Raw genomic sequence first — 18,647 nt, 5'->3', positions numbered from 1 at the left:
TACGAATGTGCATGCGCTGGTTTTTAGTTCGCATATAGGTTGATAGAATGGTCATAAAAAAGAAAAGGCCGGATCACTCCGGCCGGTTCAATTTTATGGTCAACTACTCCGCCCTGCCGAGAAGAAACAACGCGGGGCGGATTTTTTTATTCCATTTTTCTTCTTCTTGATTTATTGAACATCAGTCCTTTCTCCACCCCCTTGCGTAGTTCAGCCTGTTGCTCAGGTGGTAAAGCGTGGGTGGTTTGACAGGCTTCACTGCAGCAGCCATCATATTTTTTTGCGCATGATTCACACTGGATAAACAAAAGGTGACAACCATCGTTCAGGCAATTGGTGTGGCTGTCGCAAGGCTCGCCGCATTGGTGGCAATGACTGATAATATCGTCGCTGATACGCTCTCCGAGGCGGTCGTCGAACACGAAGTTCTTTCCTTTGAATTTAATAGGAAGCCCTTGTTGCCGGGCCTTATTTGTATACTCAATAATACCGCCTTCCAGGTGAAATACATTCTTAAAGCCGTTGTGCAGCATATAGGCCGATGCTTTTTCGCAACGGATACCGCCGGTACAGTACATGATAATGTTCTTGTCTTTCTGATCAGCCAGCATATCCACAGCCATGGGCAGCTGATCGCGGAAAGTATCTGAAGGAACTTCTATAGCGCCTTCAAAATGCCCCACTTCATACTCGTAGTGATTTCTCATGTCTACGATCACTGTGTCCGGGTCTTCCGTAAGCTTATTAAAAGTGACGGCATCCACATAACGGCCGCGGTTGGCCATATCAAAGGTGGGGTCTGTAATGCCATCGGCTACGATCTTCTCACGTACTTTGATCTTCAGTACAAAAAAGGACTTGCCGTCGTCGTCAACAGCGATGTTCAACCGGATGCCATTGAGGAAGTCGATAGCATATAATTGTTGCTTAAACGCCTCAAAATGATGCTCCGGCACGCTCACCTGGGCATTAATGCCTTCATGGGCTACATAAATACGTCCGAAAGTGCCAAGTTGGAAAAGCGATTCGTACAATTGATCACGGAATGCCTTTGGGTCGGGGATTTTTGCGTATTGGTAGAAGGAAACGGTAACGCGTTTAAACGTTTCATTGGCCAGCCGGACTTTCAGTTCGGCGGCAGATACTCTGTTGTGTAATGCCATAATTGCTTGAAATTTTAAGGACGCCTGCGTCGCGAACAAAACTCCAATCAATTTTCTTTCATCTTAAAAGAACAATTGATTCAGGGCGCAAAGATAGCGAAATCCCCTGAATATCAATAATGATAAGGATCTGATTCCTTTGCCCACTGGTAAAGAACATGCAGAGAAAACCAGGCTATGGCGCTGATAATGAAGATGTAACCGATAAAACCGGGGGTTCTCAGTTCTGCCGCGCCGGGCAGGTCATTTGTTTCCGTAATGTAGGCGGCTGCGGCCAGGACAATACCGGACAGCAGCGCAATGAGGGCGATCTTTCTCATACCGGGTGATTCAAGAGGATGACTATTCGTTCTGGCATTAACGTGTGAGTAAAATGTGCACAGTGCTTATCCAAAATGTACTACCTTAATTAACGTATTCAGACAATCAAAAGTTCATCGTAGATCTAAAAAATATTTATTTTTTTATAACTATTTGATAATTATTGTATATATCTTTGCGAAAACGTTACAACCCCAATTGGCACCCTTTTTGAAAAATGACTTAGAGAAGCAATATTGTTTAACCCGAAAATGTTATTTTATGAGTATTTACATTACCTACTTTATTTATGCAATTGTTGGTATCTGGATTTACAGGTTACTGGCTTATTTCTTTGATGAAAAGAAAGAAATAAAGAGCAGGAAGAAATTCTAGAACCGGTCGGTGAATAGTGAGATACGGGGATTTTGTTACCTGGCAAGCAATATCAGGTGGTAACAGAGTCCCCGGAATCTGTGTCAGTTAGTTTTAAGCTTTACCATGTTGCCCAGGATTCCCCCAAAGCCAACACGTACACCGATACGGGTATCTTCTTTACTTTGATAACCTGCCACTACATCTACCCTGATCATCTTGAAAATATTTTCAATCCCCCCGAAAACTTCCATATAGTTATTGTCGCTGTTTACATAAAACCCATTGGCGCCAGCCACCAGGTTCCATTTCAGCCGGTTCAGCAGCGGGATTTTATTGGTGAGTAAGCCATTAAAATGATGTTCCACATTGGCAGTGGCATAAAATGGCGCAGTAGTGCTATACCGGTAATACGGCGCCAGCTGGAAGCTGTTCAGGTATTTTATATTGTAGAAGGTTTGATTACCGTTGAAATGCTGGTAATCGGGTATCTGTACATTCCGGTCGTTCAGGAAGCCTCCTATACCAATATGGTAGCGGAATTCACCCAGCAGTTTGAAATTCATATTGTCCTGCACCGAAAAATTCCATTTATCAAAATCAACAATGCTGTTCCCCACATTGGGTATGCCTTTGCTGTACCCGATGATGAATGTGGGATATTTTGAACCAAAAGGGATTTTGCGGTCGGGCAATTCCACAAATTGTTGTCCGGGCTGGAATGTGAAGCTGGCATCCAACACCAGGGCCTGGTGTTTTTCAAATGGTACGTTCGCCAGCTCATAAGGATGATTGGGCGTAAACTGTTTACGGTCGTTTTTAAAGATCACGAAATCGGTGGTGTTTTCCAATGGGTTCCTGCTTTCATAAGCAGCCCCTACCGACAATTTATCATTTGTCTGGAACGTACGGGTGTAGCGTAGTTTACCGAACCAGTTTTCATACAGCTTCATATAGTTTTCCTTCAGGAACAGGGTATAAAACTCGTTGGCAATATTATCGATGGGATTATCCTGGTTGAACTGGGAAACACGCTTCCCTCCTGCCAGCAACCAGTCGTTGCGCCCAAAACGCTTATGTACCTTACTACGGTTGCTGAAATCAATTTGCGTATAGGCATTAAAGTGAGTATTGCTCAATCCGTACCGCAGGAAGGGGCTAATGCGTAAACTGCTTTCTTCCCCGGTGTAGATGTTCAGGTCTGGTTCCAGGGCAATCACCAGGCCTTCCACGGTGTTATACTTCAATGCTTTCAGCAGTCCTCTTACGCCCAGGGAATTATACTGAATGGAGCTGTCGCGGCGGAAATAATACTTGCGTTTCACACCGTTCCAGAGCACATCCATTACCTTAACGTGTGGTTGTTTATGTTGCAGGGAATCGAGGTGATAACGGGAAAAGGAGGAGTCGCGCGCCGCCTTGGCGATGCTGTCTTTTTCGTGATAATCCTTTACCTCATCGGTTTCGAGTGGCACCGGCCGTACACTGTCCCAGTATGTGTGCGCCTGTTTATCAAAAGCAGAATCATACTTGAGGAAAGTGTTGTCAAAGAACTTTGGCGGGAAACGGGGGGCTACATTATAATCGGAATACACATTTACAAAGCTGCCTCCCATGCGGAAGCCAAATTTATTAAAGGATATATGTATCACCTGGTCTTTTACACGCCATATATCTCCTGTAACGGGAACGTGTGTCTGGCGTATTTCCAGTGAATCCATCAGCTCCAGCTGGTATTCACTGGTAAGGAGCAGGTCTGCGCTGTGAATACGCCAGTCGCTGTCTGTAATAAAGATATAGCCTGAAAACAGGGGCTCGTGTTTACGGCGGGGAATGACCTGTATCTTGTTCACTGTTTTACCGTCTTCTGTAAAAGTACCTTCCAGGTGATACCTATAATAGGCCAGCGCATTTTCAGCAATAGGTGAAATATAGCCCCTGGGGCCCATTTGCGTGATCACTGCGGAAACGTTATTATCATAGAAGCTGATGATGGCGGGAAAACTCAAACCGAAGCCGCCGCCGCTTTTACGGGAAGAAATTACTTCCAGTTTGATTTTGTCCGGTTGCCGGGCAGATATTTTTGTTACTGATTCCGACAGGAAGATCATACCTTTCCCGGTGCTGTCTACCCCCATATCCTTCTTATCTATCTTCTGCCCCATAAATCTTCCTGGAACGCCTTTCATGCCTATGGTTCCTTTGATATACGACATGCAGGTATATTCCTTTACCTGTTCCTGGAAGAAACGTCTTTTCTTAATAGCCTGCCGGATGATAGCATATGCAGGATCTTCCCCATTTGCCTTCACTACTACTTCCTTTATCTGCATATTCACAGGCTGCAGGCGGAAGTCGAGTATTTGCGCAGAGGCATTTACGTTAAGCGGCAGCTCTGTTCTTTTAAAGCCGATATACTGGCATACCACGGTGTATTGTCCCGGTGCCAGATCAAGCTGGTACTGGCCGGCGGCATTGGTAGTAGTGCCGGTAGTGGTTCCTTTTATAAAGATGGTAGCAAATGGAAGTGGTTGATCTTTATCATCCGTTACGCGGCCTTTTACCACAATAGCCTGGCAGTAGCTGGAAATGAAAATGCAGAACAGGGCAGACAGGTAATACTTCATATTCCAAATGTAACGGCGAACAGCTTATGGGTTATTGATGTAAACTGTTTTATCAGAATTTTAACAGCCTGGATAAGTAATCAGGCGGCATTTTTAGGAGCACGGACAAACGCAGCAGTGCTGGCCGCAAAACCAGCTACCAGCGCGCCCAGAAACGAGCTAACCACTCCCATCAGCGGTCCGCTCCGCACCTTCAATATCATTTCACTCATACGGTTGGCCAGCAGGTGATCGTTTCTTACATCCATATAAAAAGCAAGGATCATCCATAATACAAAAATGCCCATGAAGGCGCTGAAGAATGATTTACCCGGAGATAACGGCATCAGCAGGGTGACAAGAAAAGCGACGAGCGCTACACTCCACCAGGGTAGTATCATGCCTGCTGCATAAGCCAGGAGCAGAACGAGGAGAAAATGGGCAAAGGATTTCATAGTTCTAATATAAGTAGAAAAGTTTAAAAATGAGGGAGGCTAGTCACAATAAGGGAAGCGTTTTTTGAATCTTTTAAAGATCAGCGGGGAAAATGCGAGTTGATCTTTATCCAGCGAGATGTCACCTGCGGTCATCTCCTGCGAAAAGGTCCATACCTCATCGCCGGACTTTCCATCCATTAACCGGAATGTAAATATTTTGTTATTCCTTTTGATAGCTCTCAAAGCCTGGCTAAGTCCTTCGCTTGCGGCCAATCCTATTGGCCATGGTGCCGGCGATCCAACAGCCACATTTCCCCGGCTGCTAAGTGTAGCAGTGGTTGTAATACAGGCATCTACCTTCAATACTTTTGCGATAGCAGACATATCCAGGTAAGGTACTTTCCGCAGATCCAAACCGGCTCTTTTTAAAATGGAATCAGTTGTTTGCCATGATTGTACTTCTACCAACAACCGGCCCGTATCACTGGTAATAGCTTTGTACAATGCCTCCTGCAACTGTATACCGTATTTTATTTCAAGCGCCATAAATGCTTTCATACTACTGTCCGACAAACTTCTATACTCTGCAAACGTTGTTCTGACTGGTAGCACCGCAATCACTTTATGATCATAATTACTTTGCGCTGTTATATACAACGGATAAGCGCCAGTCAATAAAAGCAACAGGAATAATATATTCTTCATAGAGGGGAAACTATCAGGTCACACATGACCGGATTACATGACTTAAAGGGGTTGAATCACAAAATGGGGCTGTTGTTGTTCATTTTCGTCCACAGTATAGGGCCATAAGCAAATGGGCAATGAATTTTATATCAGTACATTGATTTTGCTGATTATCTTTTAAAAATCAAAATGATCAAATCCGGGTAACCAGCAAAATCAATGCAATCCTGAGTCAGACCAGACCCGCGGCGCTTGATTCCAGCGCCTGTTCTATATCTTCCAAAATATCCTTAATATTTTCCAGGCCAACTGAAATCCTTATCAGGCCTGGTGTTATACCCGCTATGGCCCTTTCCTCATCAGAAAGCTTTGCATGCGTGGTGCTGGCCGGATGAGAGGCAATACTGCGGCTGTCGCCCAGGTTGGCCGTTAATGAGAGCAGCTGTAATGCATCCAGGAAACGGACACCTTGCTGCAGGCCGCCTTTGAGCTCAAAACATACAATACCGCCACCACCGCTCATTTGTTTTTGAGCGATACTGTATTGCGGGTGACTGGGAAGCAAAGGATATTTTACAGACAGCAGGTGGGGATTGTTTTCCAGCCCCTGCGCCAGCTTTAATGCACTGGAGGAATGACGCTCTACTCTGACAAACAGGGTTTCCAGGCTTTTGCTGAGCACCCAGGCGTTAAACGGCGACATAGCCGGGCCTGTGCTTCTGCAAAAGGTATGGATCTCCTTGATCAGCTCTGCTTTACCAACTACTACCCCGCCCAGTACACGGCCTTGCCCGTCGATCCATTTGGTAGCTGAATGTGTTACCAGGTGGGCGCCGTATTCGATTGGCCGTTGCAATACCGGCGTCGCAAAACAGTTATCGACGTTCAGGATGAGATTATGCTTATTGGCAATTCCTGCCAGCAGTTCCAGGTCAATGATTTCCAGGCCCGGGTTGGAGGGTGTTTCCACGAAGATCATCTTCGTATTGGGTTTGATCATCGCTTCTATGCCTGCCGGATCGGTCATATCAAAATAAGAAGTTTCAATGCCCCATTTAGGGAGGAACTTCGTGATCACAGTGTGGGTAGAGCCGAAAATAGCGCGGGCCGACAACAGATGGTCGCCGCTTTTCAGCAGGGCCATAAAGCCGGCAAATATTGCGCTCATGCCGGAGGCGGTGGCATATCCTGCTTCTGCTCCTTCCAGGGCGCACATCTTCTTTACAAATTCGTCTACATTGGGATTGCTGAAACGGCTGTAGATATTGAAGTCTGTTTCATCCGCAAAAGTAGCCCGCATTTCTTCCGCATTATCAAAACAAAAACTGGAAGTCAGGAACATGGGTGCAGAATGCTCCATCTGGTCTGTTTTAGACATCTGCATTCTTACCGCATTGGTATCCGGCTGGTATTGATTTTTTTCTTTGCTCATGGATATGGTAATTACAGCATTTTTAAGCGTTCAGTTTCACTTCCCAGGTCAGTTTGGTATTACCCTGACGCAGGGTTTCCGCCACAGAACAATATTTGTTCATAGACAATTCCACAGCGCGTGCTGCTTTATCGGGATCGATATTACCTTTGAGATGGAACACCAGGTGAGCGGTTTCCCAGAGGGAAGGCTCCTTGCCTTTTTCTCTTTCTGCATCAATTTCTATACGGAAATCTGTTACTTCCTGGCGTTGTTTCTTCAGGATCATCATCACATCAATGGCAGAGCAGCCGCCCAGGCCCATGATCACCATTTGCATGGGTCTCACGCCATTGTTCCTGCCGCCATTCTCCACAGATGAGTCCATCAGTACTTTGTGGCCGCCTTCATCTACTGCCTCCATATTAAATCCGTCATCTACTCTTTGTAATGCTATCTTCATGATTATTAGGTTATCTTCAACAAAGATAAATAAAACCATCAGGATTTATGCAGTGACCGCCATTCGTAAATCATCAGTTGTATTTTACAATATTTAATTCTGATATTGTAGTTTTGCGCAAATTTGAAGAAGCATTGTCGGCAAAGGTATTTTACACTCAGGCAGCATTCCGGTTAGAGTCCGGGGAAGTATTACCGGGATTACATATCGCGTATCATACATATGGTACGATGAAAGAAGATGGAAGTAACGTGGTTTGGGTATGTCATGCCCTCACGGCCAACAGTGATGCAGCTGATTGGTGGACCGGCCTGATAGGGGCCGGTAAAGCCATTGACCCTGACAAGCACTTTATTGTTTGCGCCAATATCATTGGCTCCTGCTATGGCAGCAGCGGCCCGCACACCACTAATCCTGAAACCGGGCATCCCTGGTACCAACAGTTCCCTACCGTCACCATCCGTGATATGGTACAGGCGCATATCCTCCTCAGGCAGCACCTGCAGATACCCCGTATCCACCTGCTGATAGGCGGTTCCATGGGAGGATACCAGGCACTGGAATGGTCGTTGTTCGAGCCGGCTGTTATAGACCGCCTCTTTTTACTGTGCACCGGCGCAGCGGAGAGCGCCTGGGGTATTGCCATCCACACGGCGCAGCGACTGGCCATTGAAGCGGATGATACCTGGCAGGACAACAACCACAGCGCCGGTTCAAAAGGGCTGAAAGCCGCCAGGGCTATCGGTATGCTTACCTATCGCAACTACCAGACCTTTGTGCGCGCACAATCTGATGAAGATAAAGAGAAGACCGATAACTTCAGGGCTTCTTCCTATATCAATTACCAGGGCGATAAACTCGTAAAACGTTTCAATGCGCAATCGTACTGGCTGCTCACCAAAGCGATGGACAGCCACAATATTGCCCGTGGCCGCCATGAGGACATTACCACTACCCTTTCTCACATCCGGCAGCCTACGCTGCTGATCGGCATCAGCAGCGATATTTTATGTCCGCCGGAAGAACAGCAGTTTATAGCAGCACATCTCCCCAATGCCACTTATCATGAAATAGACTCTTCGTACGGACATGATGGTTTCCTGATAGAATTTGAGAAGATCGGCAAGATCTTACGGGAATGGATGCACTAAAAATATATTGATTCTGAAGATCTTACAAGAAGATATATGCAGCAGGCTTATCCTGCTGCATTTTTATTTTAATCCCCTGCACTCCCGATGGCTATATGCGGTTTTTTTTGATTATATTTATTTAAACCGAGTCTAAACCTTTTATAAATCCATCGTGTATGAGAAGCATTCTAATCAAAGCCTTCACAGGCTGCCTGGTGCTTTTATTATCCCTTACCCAGGTAATTTCAGCACAAAACCCCGCCACTATTCATGGTACTGTACGCGAAAAAGGTTCCGGCAACGTCATGCCTGGTGTGACCGTAGCGGTTAAAGGTTCCTCTACCGGTACCATTACCGGCAGCGGCGGCGCCTTCACCCTTAAAACCACTCATGCTTTCCCGCTAACCCTCGTGTTCTCTTACGTGGGTTTTAAAACAGAAGAGCACGAGGTTTCTGCCGCTACCGGCAGCCTGGATGTGCAGCTCAGCTCTACGGAAATTCTCGGTCAGGAAGTGGTGGTTGCCGCCAGCCGTACGCAGGAAAGCATCCTGCAATCGCCCGTATCCATCGAAAAACTGGATGCCCGTGCCCTGAAAGCCTCTCCTGCAGCCTCTTACTACGATGCGCTGGCCAACCTGAAAGGCGTGGAAATGAGCACCCAGAGCTTAACATTTAAATCAGTGAACACCCGTGGTTTTAACAGCAATGGCAATACCCGCCTGCTGCAACTGAATGATGGAATGGATAACCAGGCTCCCGGTCTGAATTTCGCGGTAGGCAACATGGTAGGCATTCCTGAAGTGGACCTGGATAATATGGAGCTTATTCCAGGCGCGGCTTCCGCCCTGTATGGCCCCAATGCGCTCAACGGCATCCTGCTGATGAACAGCAAAAATCCCTTCCAGTACCAGGGATTAAGCGCCCTGGTGAAAACCGGCTTCCTGAATGATGCCGGACGCTCTACTGCCACTACCGGTTTCTACGATGTGTCTGTTCGTTATGCGCATGCCTTCAGTGATAAGGTTGCATTCAAACTGAATGTTGGCTATCTCCAGGCAAAAGACTGGCAGGCTTATGATCAGCGCGACCAGAGCCTGGCAAACGGTCATACCCTGGAAAACGGCACCCGTGCCAATAATGAAGGTTATAATGGAGTGAATGTTTATGGAGATGAGAATACGGTGAATATGTACACCGGCCTCAAACCTTCCCTCATGCCGCAGATGATCGCATTGTCGCAGCAGCTGGGAGGCGCCCTCACACCAGATCAGTTATACAATGCCATCCTGCCTCCGCAGAATATGTCGAATGTAACCCGCACCGGTTACAATGAAGCGGATGTAGTGGATTACACCACCAAAAACCTGAAACTGAACGCTGCATTGCATTACCGGCTAACACCCAACCTGGAAGCCATTTTACAGGGTAGCTACGGTTCCGGTACCACGGTATACACGGGAGCCGACCGCTACTCCCTGAAAAACTTCAACATGGGTCAGTATAAAGTGGAATTGAAAAGCCCTGATTTCTACGTAAGATTATATACTACACAGGAAAGAGCGGGCGACAGCTATGCCGGTGGCACACTGGCTTCCGGTATCAATGAGGCCTGGAAAAGCAGCCAGCAATGGTATACAGAATACTTCGGTACTTATGGACTGGCCGCAGGCAATCTCTTCAAAACAACTTTTACCAATAACCTCGGACAAGGCGTTCCTGCTGCATTTGCAGCTGCCCAGGCGGCCGTTCAATCCCAGCAGGCAAACTTTATCAGTGCTGCCCGTGCTAACGCAGATAAGGGCCGCCTCATTCCCGGCACGCCCGAATTTGATGCCGCGGCAGACAAAGTGAAGAATAAACCCATTCCCGGTGATGCTTCCGGCGTGGGCGCTAAATTCACTGATAAAACCAACCTGTACCAGGCCGAGTTCATGTATAACTTTCATAACCTGATCCATTTTGCAGAGATCCTGGTGGGCGGTAACTATCGCCGTTACGCGCTCAATTCCGAAAAAACACTGTTTGCAGTAGATGATAACGGCAAGGAGTTCCGCATCAATGAATACGGCGGTTATGTGCAGATCATGAAGAAGATCATAGAAGATCATGTGAAACTGACCGGCTCCCTGCGTTACGATAAGAACATGAACTTCAAAGGTCAGTTCAGCCCGCGCTTATCTGCCGTGTATACTTTCCTTGGTACGCATAATATCCGCGCTTCCTATCAAACCGGTTTCCGTATCCCGCATAACCAGGATCAGTATATCGATCTCGTAACGCCACAGGCGCACCTGATCGGAGGTTTGCCTTTCCTGCGTGAACGTTATGGTTTGGATAAAGGACCGGTATTCTCCCTGCAATCTGTACAGGCAGGAAACCCTACACAGTATGTTTTCCGCGAATTCCTCCCGGAAAGGATCCAGGCATACGAAATCGGTTATAAAGCCGTGATCGCAAAGCAACTGCTGGTAGATGCCTATATCTATAAAAACGATTTCAAGAATATGAACGGTACGCAGGTGCTGGTACAACCAACTGCCGATCCTGCCAAGAACAATTTATTCTCTGTGCCGGTAAGCGCCACCGAAGTGGTGCACTCATGGGGATGGGCGCTGGGACTGGATTACAGCCTGCCGCTTAATTTCACCGCAGGTGGTAACATTTCCTATAATGAACTGACCAATGAAAAAGACCTTGGTTCATTTATGGCGACGTACAATACACCCAAAGTACGTTACAGCCTGAATTTCGGCAACCGCAACATTGCCAATTCCAATTTTGCGTTTAATATTTTATGGAAATGGCAGCAGTCATTCGTATGGCAATCTACTTTTGTAGGGCCCAATTTAAATGCAGCGGGACTGAGTGAAATTCCTGCCTTTGGCACACTGGATGCCATGGTAAGCAAGTTTTTCCCGAAAGCTAAAACCACGGTTAAACTGGGCGCTGCCAACCTGTTGAACAAGAAATATATTCAATCATGGGGCAACCCCACTATTGGCACACAAGCCTATATTTCTATAGGGTATAACTTATAAAAAGAGAAGCCCCGGATACTATTGATGGTACCCGGGGCTTTTATGTTTGCCTGCCTGTTGTTATACTACATCCCACCAGGGTTTATCTGATGAAGGATTTTGTTGGTTAAGCGGTTCTGGTTTAAAACCAGCTACTCCTTTTTTGGCGGGCCTATCACCGGTCCATAATTCACGGGCTTCCGCTTTTATATCCTCCCGTTGCAACAAGGCGCCCAGTGTGGCTTTCAGCTTTATGCCCAGTTCCGGTTTCACCATATGTACAAAGTTGGCGTATCCTTCCATGCTGCTGATAATATTTTTTCCTTTGCCCCAGCTTTTGTTGGCCAAACCGGTTTTTGACACCTGGTGCAGCAACGCACGGAATTTACGAAGGGTGGTACGGTCCAGGCTCAGCATTTCATTTACCACGATGCCGGTTACTTCGTGCTTATCGCCCTTGCGCATTACTTTCAACTTGTCGGGATGGATAGTAAATCCTTCTTCCTTTACAAACATTTTCACTGCACGCAGTAACTGCCCTGCTTTATCAGCAGCAGGTCCTTTTGCAGAAAAGGTCATATCATCAGCATATCTCGTATAGGCGTAGCCGTATTTTGCCGCCAGGCCTGCAAAACGCCTGTCCAGTTTATAACAGATCAGGTTGGTGATGGCCGGGCTTGTAGGGGCTCCCTGCGGGAGATGTCTTGCTGTTTTAGCCACATAGTATTTGCGGCCATCGAGCAATACTTCATCTACTTCAGGTTCTGTACATATCAGCGCCAGTATGGTAGCTACCTGTTCAGCATATCCGAGTTTACAGAATAATCCTTTTACACGTTTATAGGCGATAGACGGGAAGAAGTCGCGCAGATCAATGTTGATCACGATATCCTGTCCGGTATGCGGCGCAGCGTTGGTAACAATGGATCTACCGGGCACGAAACCATGTGCAGCTTCATCATTTTTTATTTTATAAAGAATGTTTTCCAGGATCCAGTGCTGCGCAGCTTTCAGCTGTGGCATGGGAGCAGAAATGGTACGTGTGCCACCGGATTTTTTCGGGACCTGGAAACGCTGGTAATGGGTATGATGCCCTACTTTCCGGTTAAAGGACAAATACCTCAGTTTACCGATGGTGATACCCATGGCGTTCGCGAGTGCAGCGGCGTCGGCCCATACAGGTAATCCGAATTTCTGCAGTTGTGCCACATCCGGCACTTTTTTATTTAAGCCTGCAGACACTTCTTCACCTAGGTATACAATTTCCTGTTCCCTTGTGACAGCCCATGCAGCGGCTTTTTCCTTCCTGGCGGTTTCGCGGCGTTGTTTTGTTTCTTCTCTTTTCAGTTTGGCTTTAGCCATGCGGGCTTTGCGCATGTCTTCCAGCATTGCCCGCTTATTGCGGTAGCGTTGCCGTTCGCTGAGCAGCTCATTCAACTGCCGGCGCACCTCGCTCTCTTTCTGGATAAGGGTGGCTGCGGGTGAAGGCTGTGCAACGTTTTCGGCCCAGAAACCCAGGCGCGTCATTTCCTGTAATATATATTCCTCTTTTGAGGATGCACGTATCTTATCGTACAGTTGCTGACGGGTTAAGAACATGATAAATAGGTTTGTATTTATGCTGTTTCATGACTCAGACAATGAAAATGATCCTTTGTCTTCAAATAAATATACCGGGAAGAAGATGGAAAATGGCCGGGAGTATGGCCTTGCTAAAACGGGGAAACAAAATTCTGTAAAGAGGAAAGGGCCTTCGTGCAAACCATTGACTAAATCAATCAACTCCAGGGAGGGGCCTACTGTACGCATATTTCAGCCCCCGGGGCTTCTACTGGAAATATGTGTACAGTAGGCCCCTCCCAAAGTAAAGATTGCATTTAGTGAAGCATGTATAGTCAGAATACCTGAATGACGAAACATCATTCGTCCCTTTTCGGGCGCAAGTGCAATCAATTCCTCTTTACAAAGATCTTTGTTATTAACGAGTCAGCAAGGTAGAAAATAATTCCCGGATATAAAACATCTCCCTGTACTATTTTACCGCTTTATTTTCCGAATGCGCTATACGCAGTGCCAGCATGTGTTCGCACGGCCCTTTGTATAATTTATTCGTGCTGTAAAAGTTACAGTCGCAGTGCGCATTACTCAATCTTTCATCCGCATCAATGGTAATAACGGGATGGTATATACGTTGTGCGCCTTTTACATTTCCTTTCAGCTGTAATCCTGTGCCCGGAATATCTGTAGCGGTGAATTCCACTTTCCCTGCCTGCACCAGTTTAGTGGCTTCTCCTTCCTGCGGGTTGGCAAAACGCAACTGGTCCAGGGGCAGCGGTTCACGGCTTAGTTCACGGAGGCGGTAAAATCCCGTATGCAGGTCGTAGATCACTTTGCCCGCCTGGGTATAAATGCCCAGTGCGCCAAGTACAGTAGCCCTGTCGAGCCCTGTGGTGGCTGCAATCGTTTCCGGTTTGGCCATCCACCTGGTTTTCAGGTCTTCAAAAACGGTGAGCTTTGCCTGGTCGCTTACCTCTGCTCGCGGCGCCATCAGGTCGAACTGCCCGGCGCGCGACCAGTCGTTGGTTGTCCATCCGCTGAGCCCCAGCGTAAACTGCATATCGCCCAGATCGGCCACATAAAAAGATGGCAGCCCGTTGCCGGTAAGATGCACGGTGAATTTTTTCGCAATAGGAATCAGCCGTTCCAGGATCAGCAACCGTTTTCTCCCCCATATCCTGATCTCCCTGCGCTGGGGACCGGTGTATAAAGATCTCGCACATACGATTTCCTGGTTCCAGGGTTCAAATATGGCGCGTACCGGCTTATCGGGTTCCAGTATAAAACGAATGGAGCGCGGCCCGCGTTTTTCCTTAAAGCGACGCAGCCAGGAGCAGAAATTATATACATCCATCGGATGCAGCTCAAAGGTGGCTGCCGGCAGCGTCATTGCGGAGCTTACCTGCAGGAATCCTCTTACCCAGCTATCTGGCAGGTCTATCTTTACCTCGTGGTATAATTCCTCCTGCGAGGTTTGCACCTGGAACCCTCCCGGGTCAATTTTAAAATCTGTTTCCTTGTAATCACGGATCTTCTGGAATTCGTTATAGAGGGAGGCAGAATAATCAATATTGGTAGTGCCACATTCAAACTCATTCACCTCCCTGAACACATTATAGCTGGCGCTCAGTTTTCCGTAGGTAGATTCATCCTGGCTGAAACATTCGAAGAACAGTTCATCAGGATGCACGCTGATCACGGGATCCAGCACAAACCAGGCATCGCGGTCTTTCTGGTATAAATAATCAAAATAACTCTTCCTGGCTTTATAAAAAGGCGCCATTACCCTGGCCTGTTCCTGGTAAATACTGCTAAGCTCTTCTCTCAGGGCATCTATCCGCTGATCGGAAGCCTTTACATCGTAGCCGTTCATGAATTCGGCCAGCCATACCGTTTCCTGCTGAGCGGCCCATTCCTTGTAGGCGGTTTTGTCTTTCGGTTTAAAGCGGAGGTCAGATACCACTACGTCATGGAGGGCGGAAATGGCTTCGCGGAAAGCTATTTTCTTATGCAGCTTCCCCACAAAGAATGTGGGATCACGACGGGTATCCGGTGCAAAGGAAATGCCTGCTGAAGTGGCATTGCTGTACACGTTGGAGTTCCCGCTGTATCTGTAGTTGAATAACATAAATGGATTACTTTTTAAGATACTCTGATCGTTGTTGGCACTATTTCAATGGGCAGCTCCACGGCATACCGTTCCTGTATACTACGCATAATGCTGATGCAGCGGGCTTTGTCGCCTATAGCTACCGTAGCGGATATATGCGCAATAATATGACCGATGTAAGCAGCTGCCTCTGCTGATTTCATGGCCTCTTTTTCCAGGAATGCAAAGATCCTTTCCTTCGCGGCGCGGGCTTTGTTCACCCTGCTCAGCACCACGCGGAAATAATGCTCCAGCTGTTGCAGGAATGCCAGGTTACCGGCCGCATATTGCTGCAGGTAATTGGTAGCAAACAACTGCATACTTTCACTTGGATGCTGGCTCAGTTTTAACAGGTAGGTTTGCCCGTCCTGCTCATGGAAGAAGCGTAACAGCAGTTCGCGGCCAAAAGCCTGTATATCCGGGCGTACGCTGTCGGCAACTGCCACCAGGGTTTCGGGCGACCAATCCTTATCCGTGAATTGCGTCCGGAAAAATTCCATGGCTTCCTGGCGGGTGTCGTCCCACTTCGCATCGAGCAGCCCGATGGCCGCATCCCTTTCAAAACGGATACGCGCCGCGTTATCATAATAAAAGTGCCAGCTCCACTCCCTTACTTTCAGCAACTCATGGTTACCGGCGGCGATCACCTGTTTCAGTGATAAGGCCGGGGCAGGGATATACCTGTCCAGCACCAGCAGGCCAAACTGCTGCGCCGATCTGTAATTGGCGTACAATAACCGCAATGCGGTAGCAGCATCTATATCCTGCAGATAGTCCACCAGCTCATTACTGAGTGTGGCTTCTATATCGGCGTGCATACCCTCGGCGGTTTCCCTGCGCATAAGCAGGGGCACCAGTTCATTCACCAGGTAAACAGCCAGGCGTTTATCCTGCTGTACCAGGCGGCTGATGAGCGGGCGCACTGCATTTCGTACATCCGTATACGTACTTAATAATATATGGAGTACCAGCTCCGGTCTTTTCAGCAGTTCATTGATACCCATTGCCTCCAGCACTTCCACCCAGGCAGTTCTTACCGGCTGGAAGCCGTTGCTGATCAGGCTTTTCACCATTGAATCAGATACTTCGCTGAAGTTGAACTGTCCTTGTTTCAGGAGCAGCAGCCTGGCGGCAAAAGCCTGGCAGGCCGCCACAGGGCTTTGCAGCAATGCTTCTATATCCGGTATACCCGTTTCCGTTAGTACCGGGCGGCAGCTCCCTTCCAGGATATTGCAGCCATCGTTGAGGTTTTCATTCTCTTCAGGGGTAGCTGTTTTCAGTGCCAGCAGCGCCGTCACCGCTTTAACGCAAAGCGTTCTCATTTTATCCGGAGATAAATATCCCGGAGTGAGTTGCTTACGAACGAAGTTCCGTACTTCCCTGTAAGGTGAAAACATCAGCTGCATGAGAAAGTCCATGTCTGCAAAGCAAACCGCCTCATTGTCGCTGATCCACTGCAGGCCCTGTATACGGGCCAGTTCCAGGGGGCTCATTACCAGCACATACAGTAAGCGCAACGATGGGTTAGCTGGATCGTATCTTTCTTTAGCCAGTTCCAGGCCGAACATCGACGGGATGGAAAAGGCATTGGCGAGGAGACCGGCGATCACGCCTTCATCCATTTTATCTTTCAGGGTATTGTAATCAGGGTGTGCTTTCAGTTGCTCCATGGCAAAGATATGCACTGCTTCCATGCGTGCCGATACCAGCAGCTGGATAAAAGCCTGGGGCAGTTGCTGCCAGAGGTGCAGGAAGGGCACATCTCCCGCCGGCTTTGCCTGTGGCTCAGCAGCCTTGTATTCAGGCGGTACTGCGGATGCCGGCTGGTTCTTTTCCCCACCCAGCCAGCCAAAGAGTTTCTTCAGCAGGCCGCCTTTGTCTTTCATCGCATCGGGGTTACCGGTAGATTTCGTTTGTGCCTGTCCGTTAGGTACACCCTGGTCCTTGAAAACCCACTCCTTATGATCTGCAGTCAGCTTCATGTTGGTCGCGTTCCCGCGGAGGATGTAGTTGAGATACACCAGTTTGGAGTTAGCCGGGAAGTGGCGGTAGTAGGTCACATAGCGGCCATTCACCCAGGTATATTGTTGGGTTTGATACTCTTTCGCAGCATCCCTGCCTTCGTCATATTGCAGCAATAATGCAGTGGCGAGGCGAACATAGTGGTCATCGTTCTGTTCACCAAAGCGGCGCAGGTTACGGAATACGCGGTAATGAAGATAGTTACGGGTCTTATCTGAATAGGCCACTTTACTGGTGGGTCTTTTCAGTTCTTTATCTGCCTGCAACGATTCATTCAGCTCAGGTATAAAGATGCCTGGCACAAAGCGTTTATCATTATAATCCGTCCTGGTACCGGGATTCTTAAACATAGCGGCTTCCCTTTCAAAGCGTGCCGCCAGTATGGCTACCACGCCCTGATCGCCACGCAGTTCCGCCTGTTTGAAGATATGGCGGATATGCTGGAACCAGGAAGGTCTGAAAGGCAGGTGCATGAGCAGGTTGCCGATAACCACTCTCACTGCCGGATGCTCAAAGGCAACGATGTAAAGGTCTTCCAGCAACGGGTAGCTTTGCTCCTGCCGGGTGATCACCTGTTGCTGCAGTAGCGCCAGCAGCTCCTCTGTATTTCCTCTGGCAATAGTTTGCTGGAAAACTTCGGGCAGGCGTTGCAGGTAAGAACGTACATGCGCTGTACGTTCTTCCGGTGGCAGTACCAGCAGCAGGCCGTTGGCTGCCAGCATCCTGATATTCAGGGGCCGGGAACTGTTGTCGGCATAAGAGCGCAGTACGGGGATGGCAGCGGGATCGCCGGATCTACCAAGCGCCCAAAGGGCGGCATAGCGTTGTAATCCATCGCCTTTCTCCACCAGTTTGACCAGGTAAGGAATGGCTGCTGTTATTTTTTCTTCACCGGCTCTCCATATTACACGCGAGGTGCTCCAGGAGGTTTTAAAGCTGTTCTTTCCTTCCACTGCATCCTGTAAACGTTTGAGAATGGCGCGGTGCTTAAGATTTTCCACGAGGGTAGTATCTACCGGTGTAAATGATAAATCCTGGACAGCTTCCTGTTCTCCAAGGTAACCTTTGCTTCGTTTTTCCTTTTCGAGGGCATCGAATATAGTGGTAGCGGCGGACAATGTAACGGGGCTAACTGTTTTGGTGCCGTCTTTCAGGGTACCAAATCTTTTACCATAGCGGAAGTTAACAATGTACTGTTCCTGGCCAACTTCACAAAGATCAATTTCGTAGGTCTTATCCGAGTTTCCTTCCCGGAAAAAGAGTTTTACGTTCCTGACAATTCGCATGAGCTAACATTAAAAAATAGGTGGCTAAGCTAATAAAAGAA

12 protein-coding genes are annotated in these 18,647 nt (G+C 47.9%); 2 read left to right on the top strand and 10 right to left on the bottom strand.

From position 1 onward, the window contains the following. Positions 1–146: 146 nt before the first annotated feature. The 7 genes from trhO to ABIE50_RS18005 form a co-directional block, all read right to left on the bottom strand. Complete coding sequence (trhO, locus tag ABIE50_RS18035; protein WP_209857671.1) at positions 147–1,163, bottom strand: oxygen-dependent tRNA uridine(34) hydroxylase TrhO; 1,017 nt, start codon at positions 1,161–1,163, stop codon at positions 147–149. Positions 1,164–1,276: 113 nt separating this feature from the next. Continuing rightward, entirely contained in the window at positions 1,277–1,483 is a 207-nt protein-coding gene (locus ABIE50_RS18030) for a hypothetical protein (protein WP_142686932.1), read from the bottom strand. A gap of 459 nt (positions 1,484–1,942) precedes the next feature. Continuing rightward, positions 1,943–4,465 (bottom strand): DUF5686 and carboxypeptidase regulatory-like domain-containing protein, encoded by a 2,523-nt coding sequence (locus tag ABIE50_RS18025; protein WP_209857670.1) that lies wholly within the window; start codon positions 4,463–4,465, stop codon positions 1,943–1,945. An 80-nt stretch (positions 4,466–4,545) separates the two neighbouring features. Further along, positions 4,546–4,899, bottom strand: coding sequence for a hypothetical protein (locus tag ABIE50_RS18020; RefSeq protein WP_209857669.1), 354 nt, complete (start codon positions 4,897–4,899; stop codon positions 4,546–4,548). Positions 4,900–4,938: 39 nt separating this feature from the next. Continuing rightward, entirely contained in the window at positions 4,939–5,586 is a 648-nt protein-coding gene (locus ABIE50_RS18015; RefSeq protein WP_209857668.1) for a hypothetical protein, read from the bottom strand. Between the two features lie 214 nt (positions 5,587–5,800). Beyond that, complete coding sequence (locus tag ABIE50_RS18010; RefSeq protein ID WP_209857667.1) at positions 5,801–7,000, bottom strand: O-succinylhomoserine sulfhydrylase; 1,200 nt, start codon at positions 6,998–7,000, stop codon at positions 5,801–5,803. 22 nt (positions 7,001–7,022) lie between these two features. Then, positions 7,023–7,442, bottom strand: coding sequence for an OsmC family protein (locus ABIE50_RS18005; RefSeq protein WP_209857666.1), 420 nt, complete (start codon positions 7,440–7,442; stop codon positions 7,023–7,025). 113 nt (positions 7,443–7,555) lie between these two features. On the opposite strand from ABIE50_RS18005, the gene metX reads away from it, so the two are divergent. Then, complete coding sequence (metX, locus tag ABIE50_RS18000; RefSeq protein ID WP_209857665.1) at positions 7,556–8,593, top strand: homoserine O-acetyltransferase MetX; 1,038 nt, start codon at positions 7,556–7,558, stop codon at positions 8,591–8,593. A gap of 158 nt (positions 8,594–8,751) precedes the next feature. Continuing rightward, complete coding sequence (locus ABIE50_RS17995) at positions 8,752–11,613, top strand: TonB-dependent receptor (protein ID WP_209857664.1); 2,862 nt, start codon at positions 8,752–8,754, stop codon at positions 11,611–11,613. A gap of 60 nt (positions 11,614–11,673) precedes the next feature. On the opposite strand, the gene ABIE50_RS17990 is transcribed toward ABIE50_RS17995, so the two are convergent. The 3 genes from ABIE50_RS17990 to ABIE50_RS17980 all read right to left on the bottom strand — a co-directional run bounded on the left by ABIE50_RS17990 (position 11,674) and on the right by ABIE50_RS17980 (position 18,606). Then, entirely contained in the window at positions 11,674–13,191 is a 1,518-nt protein-coding gene (locus tag ABIE50_RS17990) for a reverse transcriptase family protein (RefSeq protein ID WP_209857663.1), read from the bottom strand. A 433-nt stretch (positions 13,192–13,624) separates the two neighbouring features. Beyond that, a complete protein-coding gene (locus tag ABIE50_RS17985; RefSeq protein ID WP_209857662.1) occupies positions 13,625–15,277 on the bottom strand; it encodes an SWIM zinc finger family protein in 1,653 nt (550 codons plus the stop codon). Positions 15,278–15,291: 14 nt separating this feature from the next. Next, positions 15,292–18,606 carry a HEAT repeat domain-containing protein gene (locus tag ABIE50_RS17980; protein WP_209857661.1) on the bottom strand — a complete coding sequence of 1,105 codons (3,315 nt, stop codon included), beginning with the start codon at positions 18,604–18,606 and terminating at the stop codon, positions 15,292–15,294. Positions 18,607–18,647 lie beyond the last annotated feature (41 nt).

It is taken from the genome of Chitinophaga sp. OAE865 (genome assembly GCF_040546735.1).
GTDB classification, from domain to species: domain Bacteria; phylum Bacteroidota; class Bacteroidia; order Chitinophagales; family Chitinophagaceae; genus Chitinophaga; species Chitinophaga polysaccharea_A.
Note: the sequence above shows the minus strand (reverse complement) of the source record. Positions and strands in the feature narration are given on the sequence as shown.

Coding starts and splice junctions, on each gene's coding strand:
- ABIE50_RS17995 (WP_209857664.1), top strand. CDS start 8,752: ATGAGAAGCATTCTAATCAAAGCCTTCACAGGCTGCCTGGTGCTTTTA.
- ABIE50_RS18010 (WP_209857667.1), bottom strand. CDS start 7,000: ATGAGCAAAGAAAAAAATCAATACCAGCCGGATACCAATGCGGTAAGA.
- ABIE50_RS18030 (WP_142686932.1), bottom strand. CDS start 1,483: ATGAGAAAGATCGCCCTCATTGCGCTGCTGTCCGGTATTGTCCTGGCC.
- ABIE50_RS18005 (WP_209857666.1), bottom strand. CDS start 7,442: ATGAAGATAGCATTACAAAGAGTAGATGACGGATTTAATATGGAGGCA.
- ABIE50_RS17985 (WP_209857662.1), bottom strand. CDS start 15,277: ATGTTATTCAACTACAGATACAGCGGGAACTCCAACGTGTACAGCAAT.
- ABIE50_RS18015 (WP_209857668.1), bottom strand. CDS start 5,586: ATGAAGAATATATTATTCCTGTTGCTTTTATTGACTGGCGCTTATCCG.
- ABIE50_RS17990 (WP_209857663.1), bottom strand. CDS start 13,191: ATGTTCTTAACCCGTCAGCAACTGTACGATAAGATACGTGCATCCTCA.
- ABIE50_RS18020 (WP_209857669.1), bottom strand. CDS start 4,899: ATGAAATCCTTTGCCCATTTTCTCCTCGTTCTGCTCCTGGCTTATGCA.
- ABIE50_RS18025 (WP_209857670.1), bottom strand. CDS start 4,465: ATGAAGTATTACCTGTCTGCCCTGTTCTGCATTTTCATTTCCAGCTAC.
- trhO (WP_209857671.1), bottom strand. CDS start 1,163: ATGGCATTACACAACAGAGTATCTGCCGCCGAACTGAAAGTCCGGCTG.
- ABIE50_RS17980 (WP_209857661.1), bottom strand. CDS start 18,606: ATGCGAATTGTCAGGAACGTAAAACTCTTTTTCCGGGAAGGAAACTCG.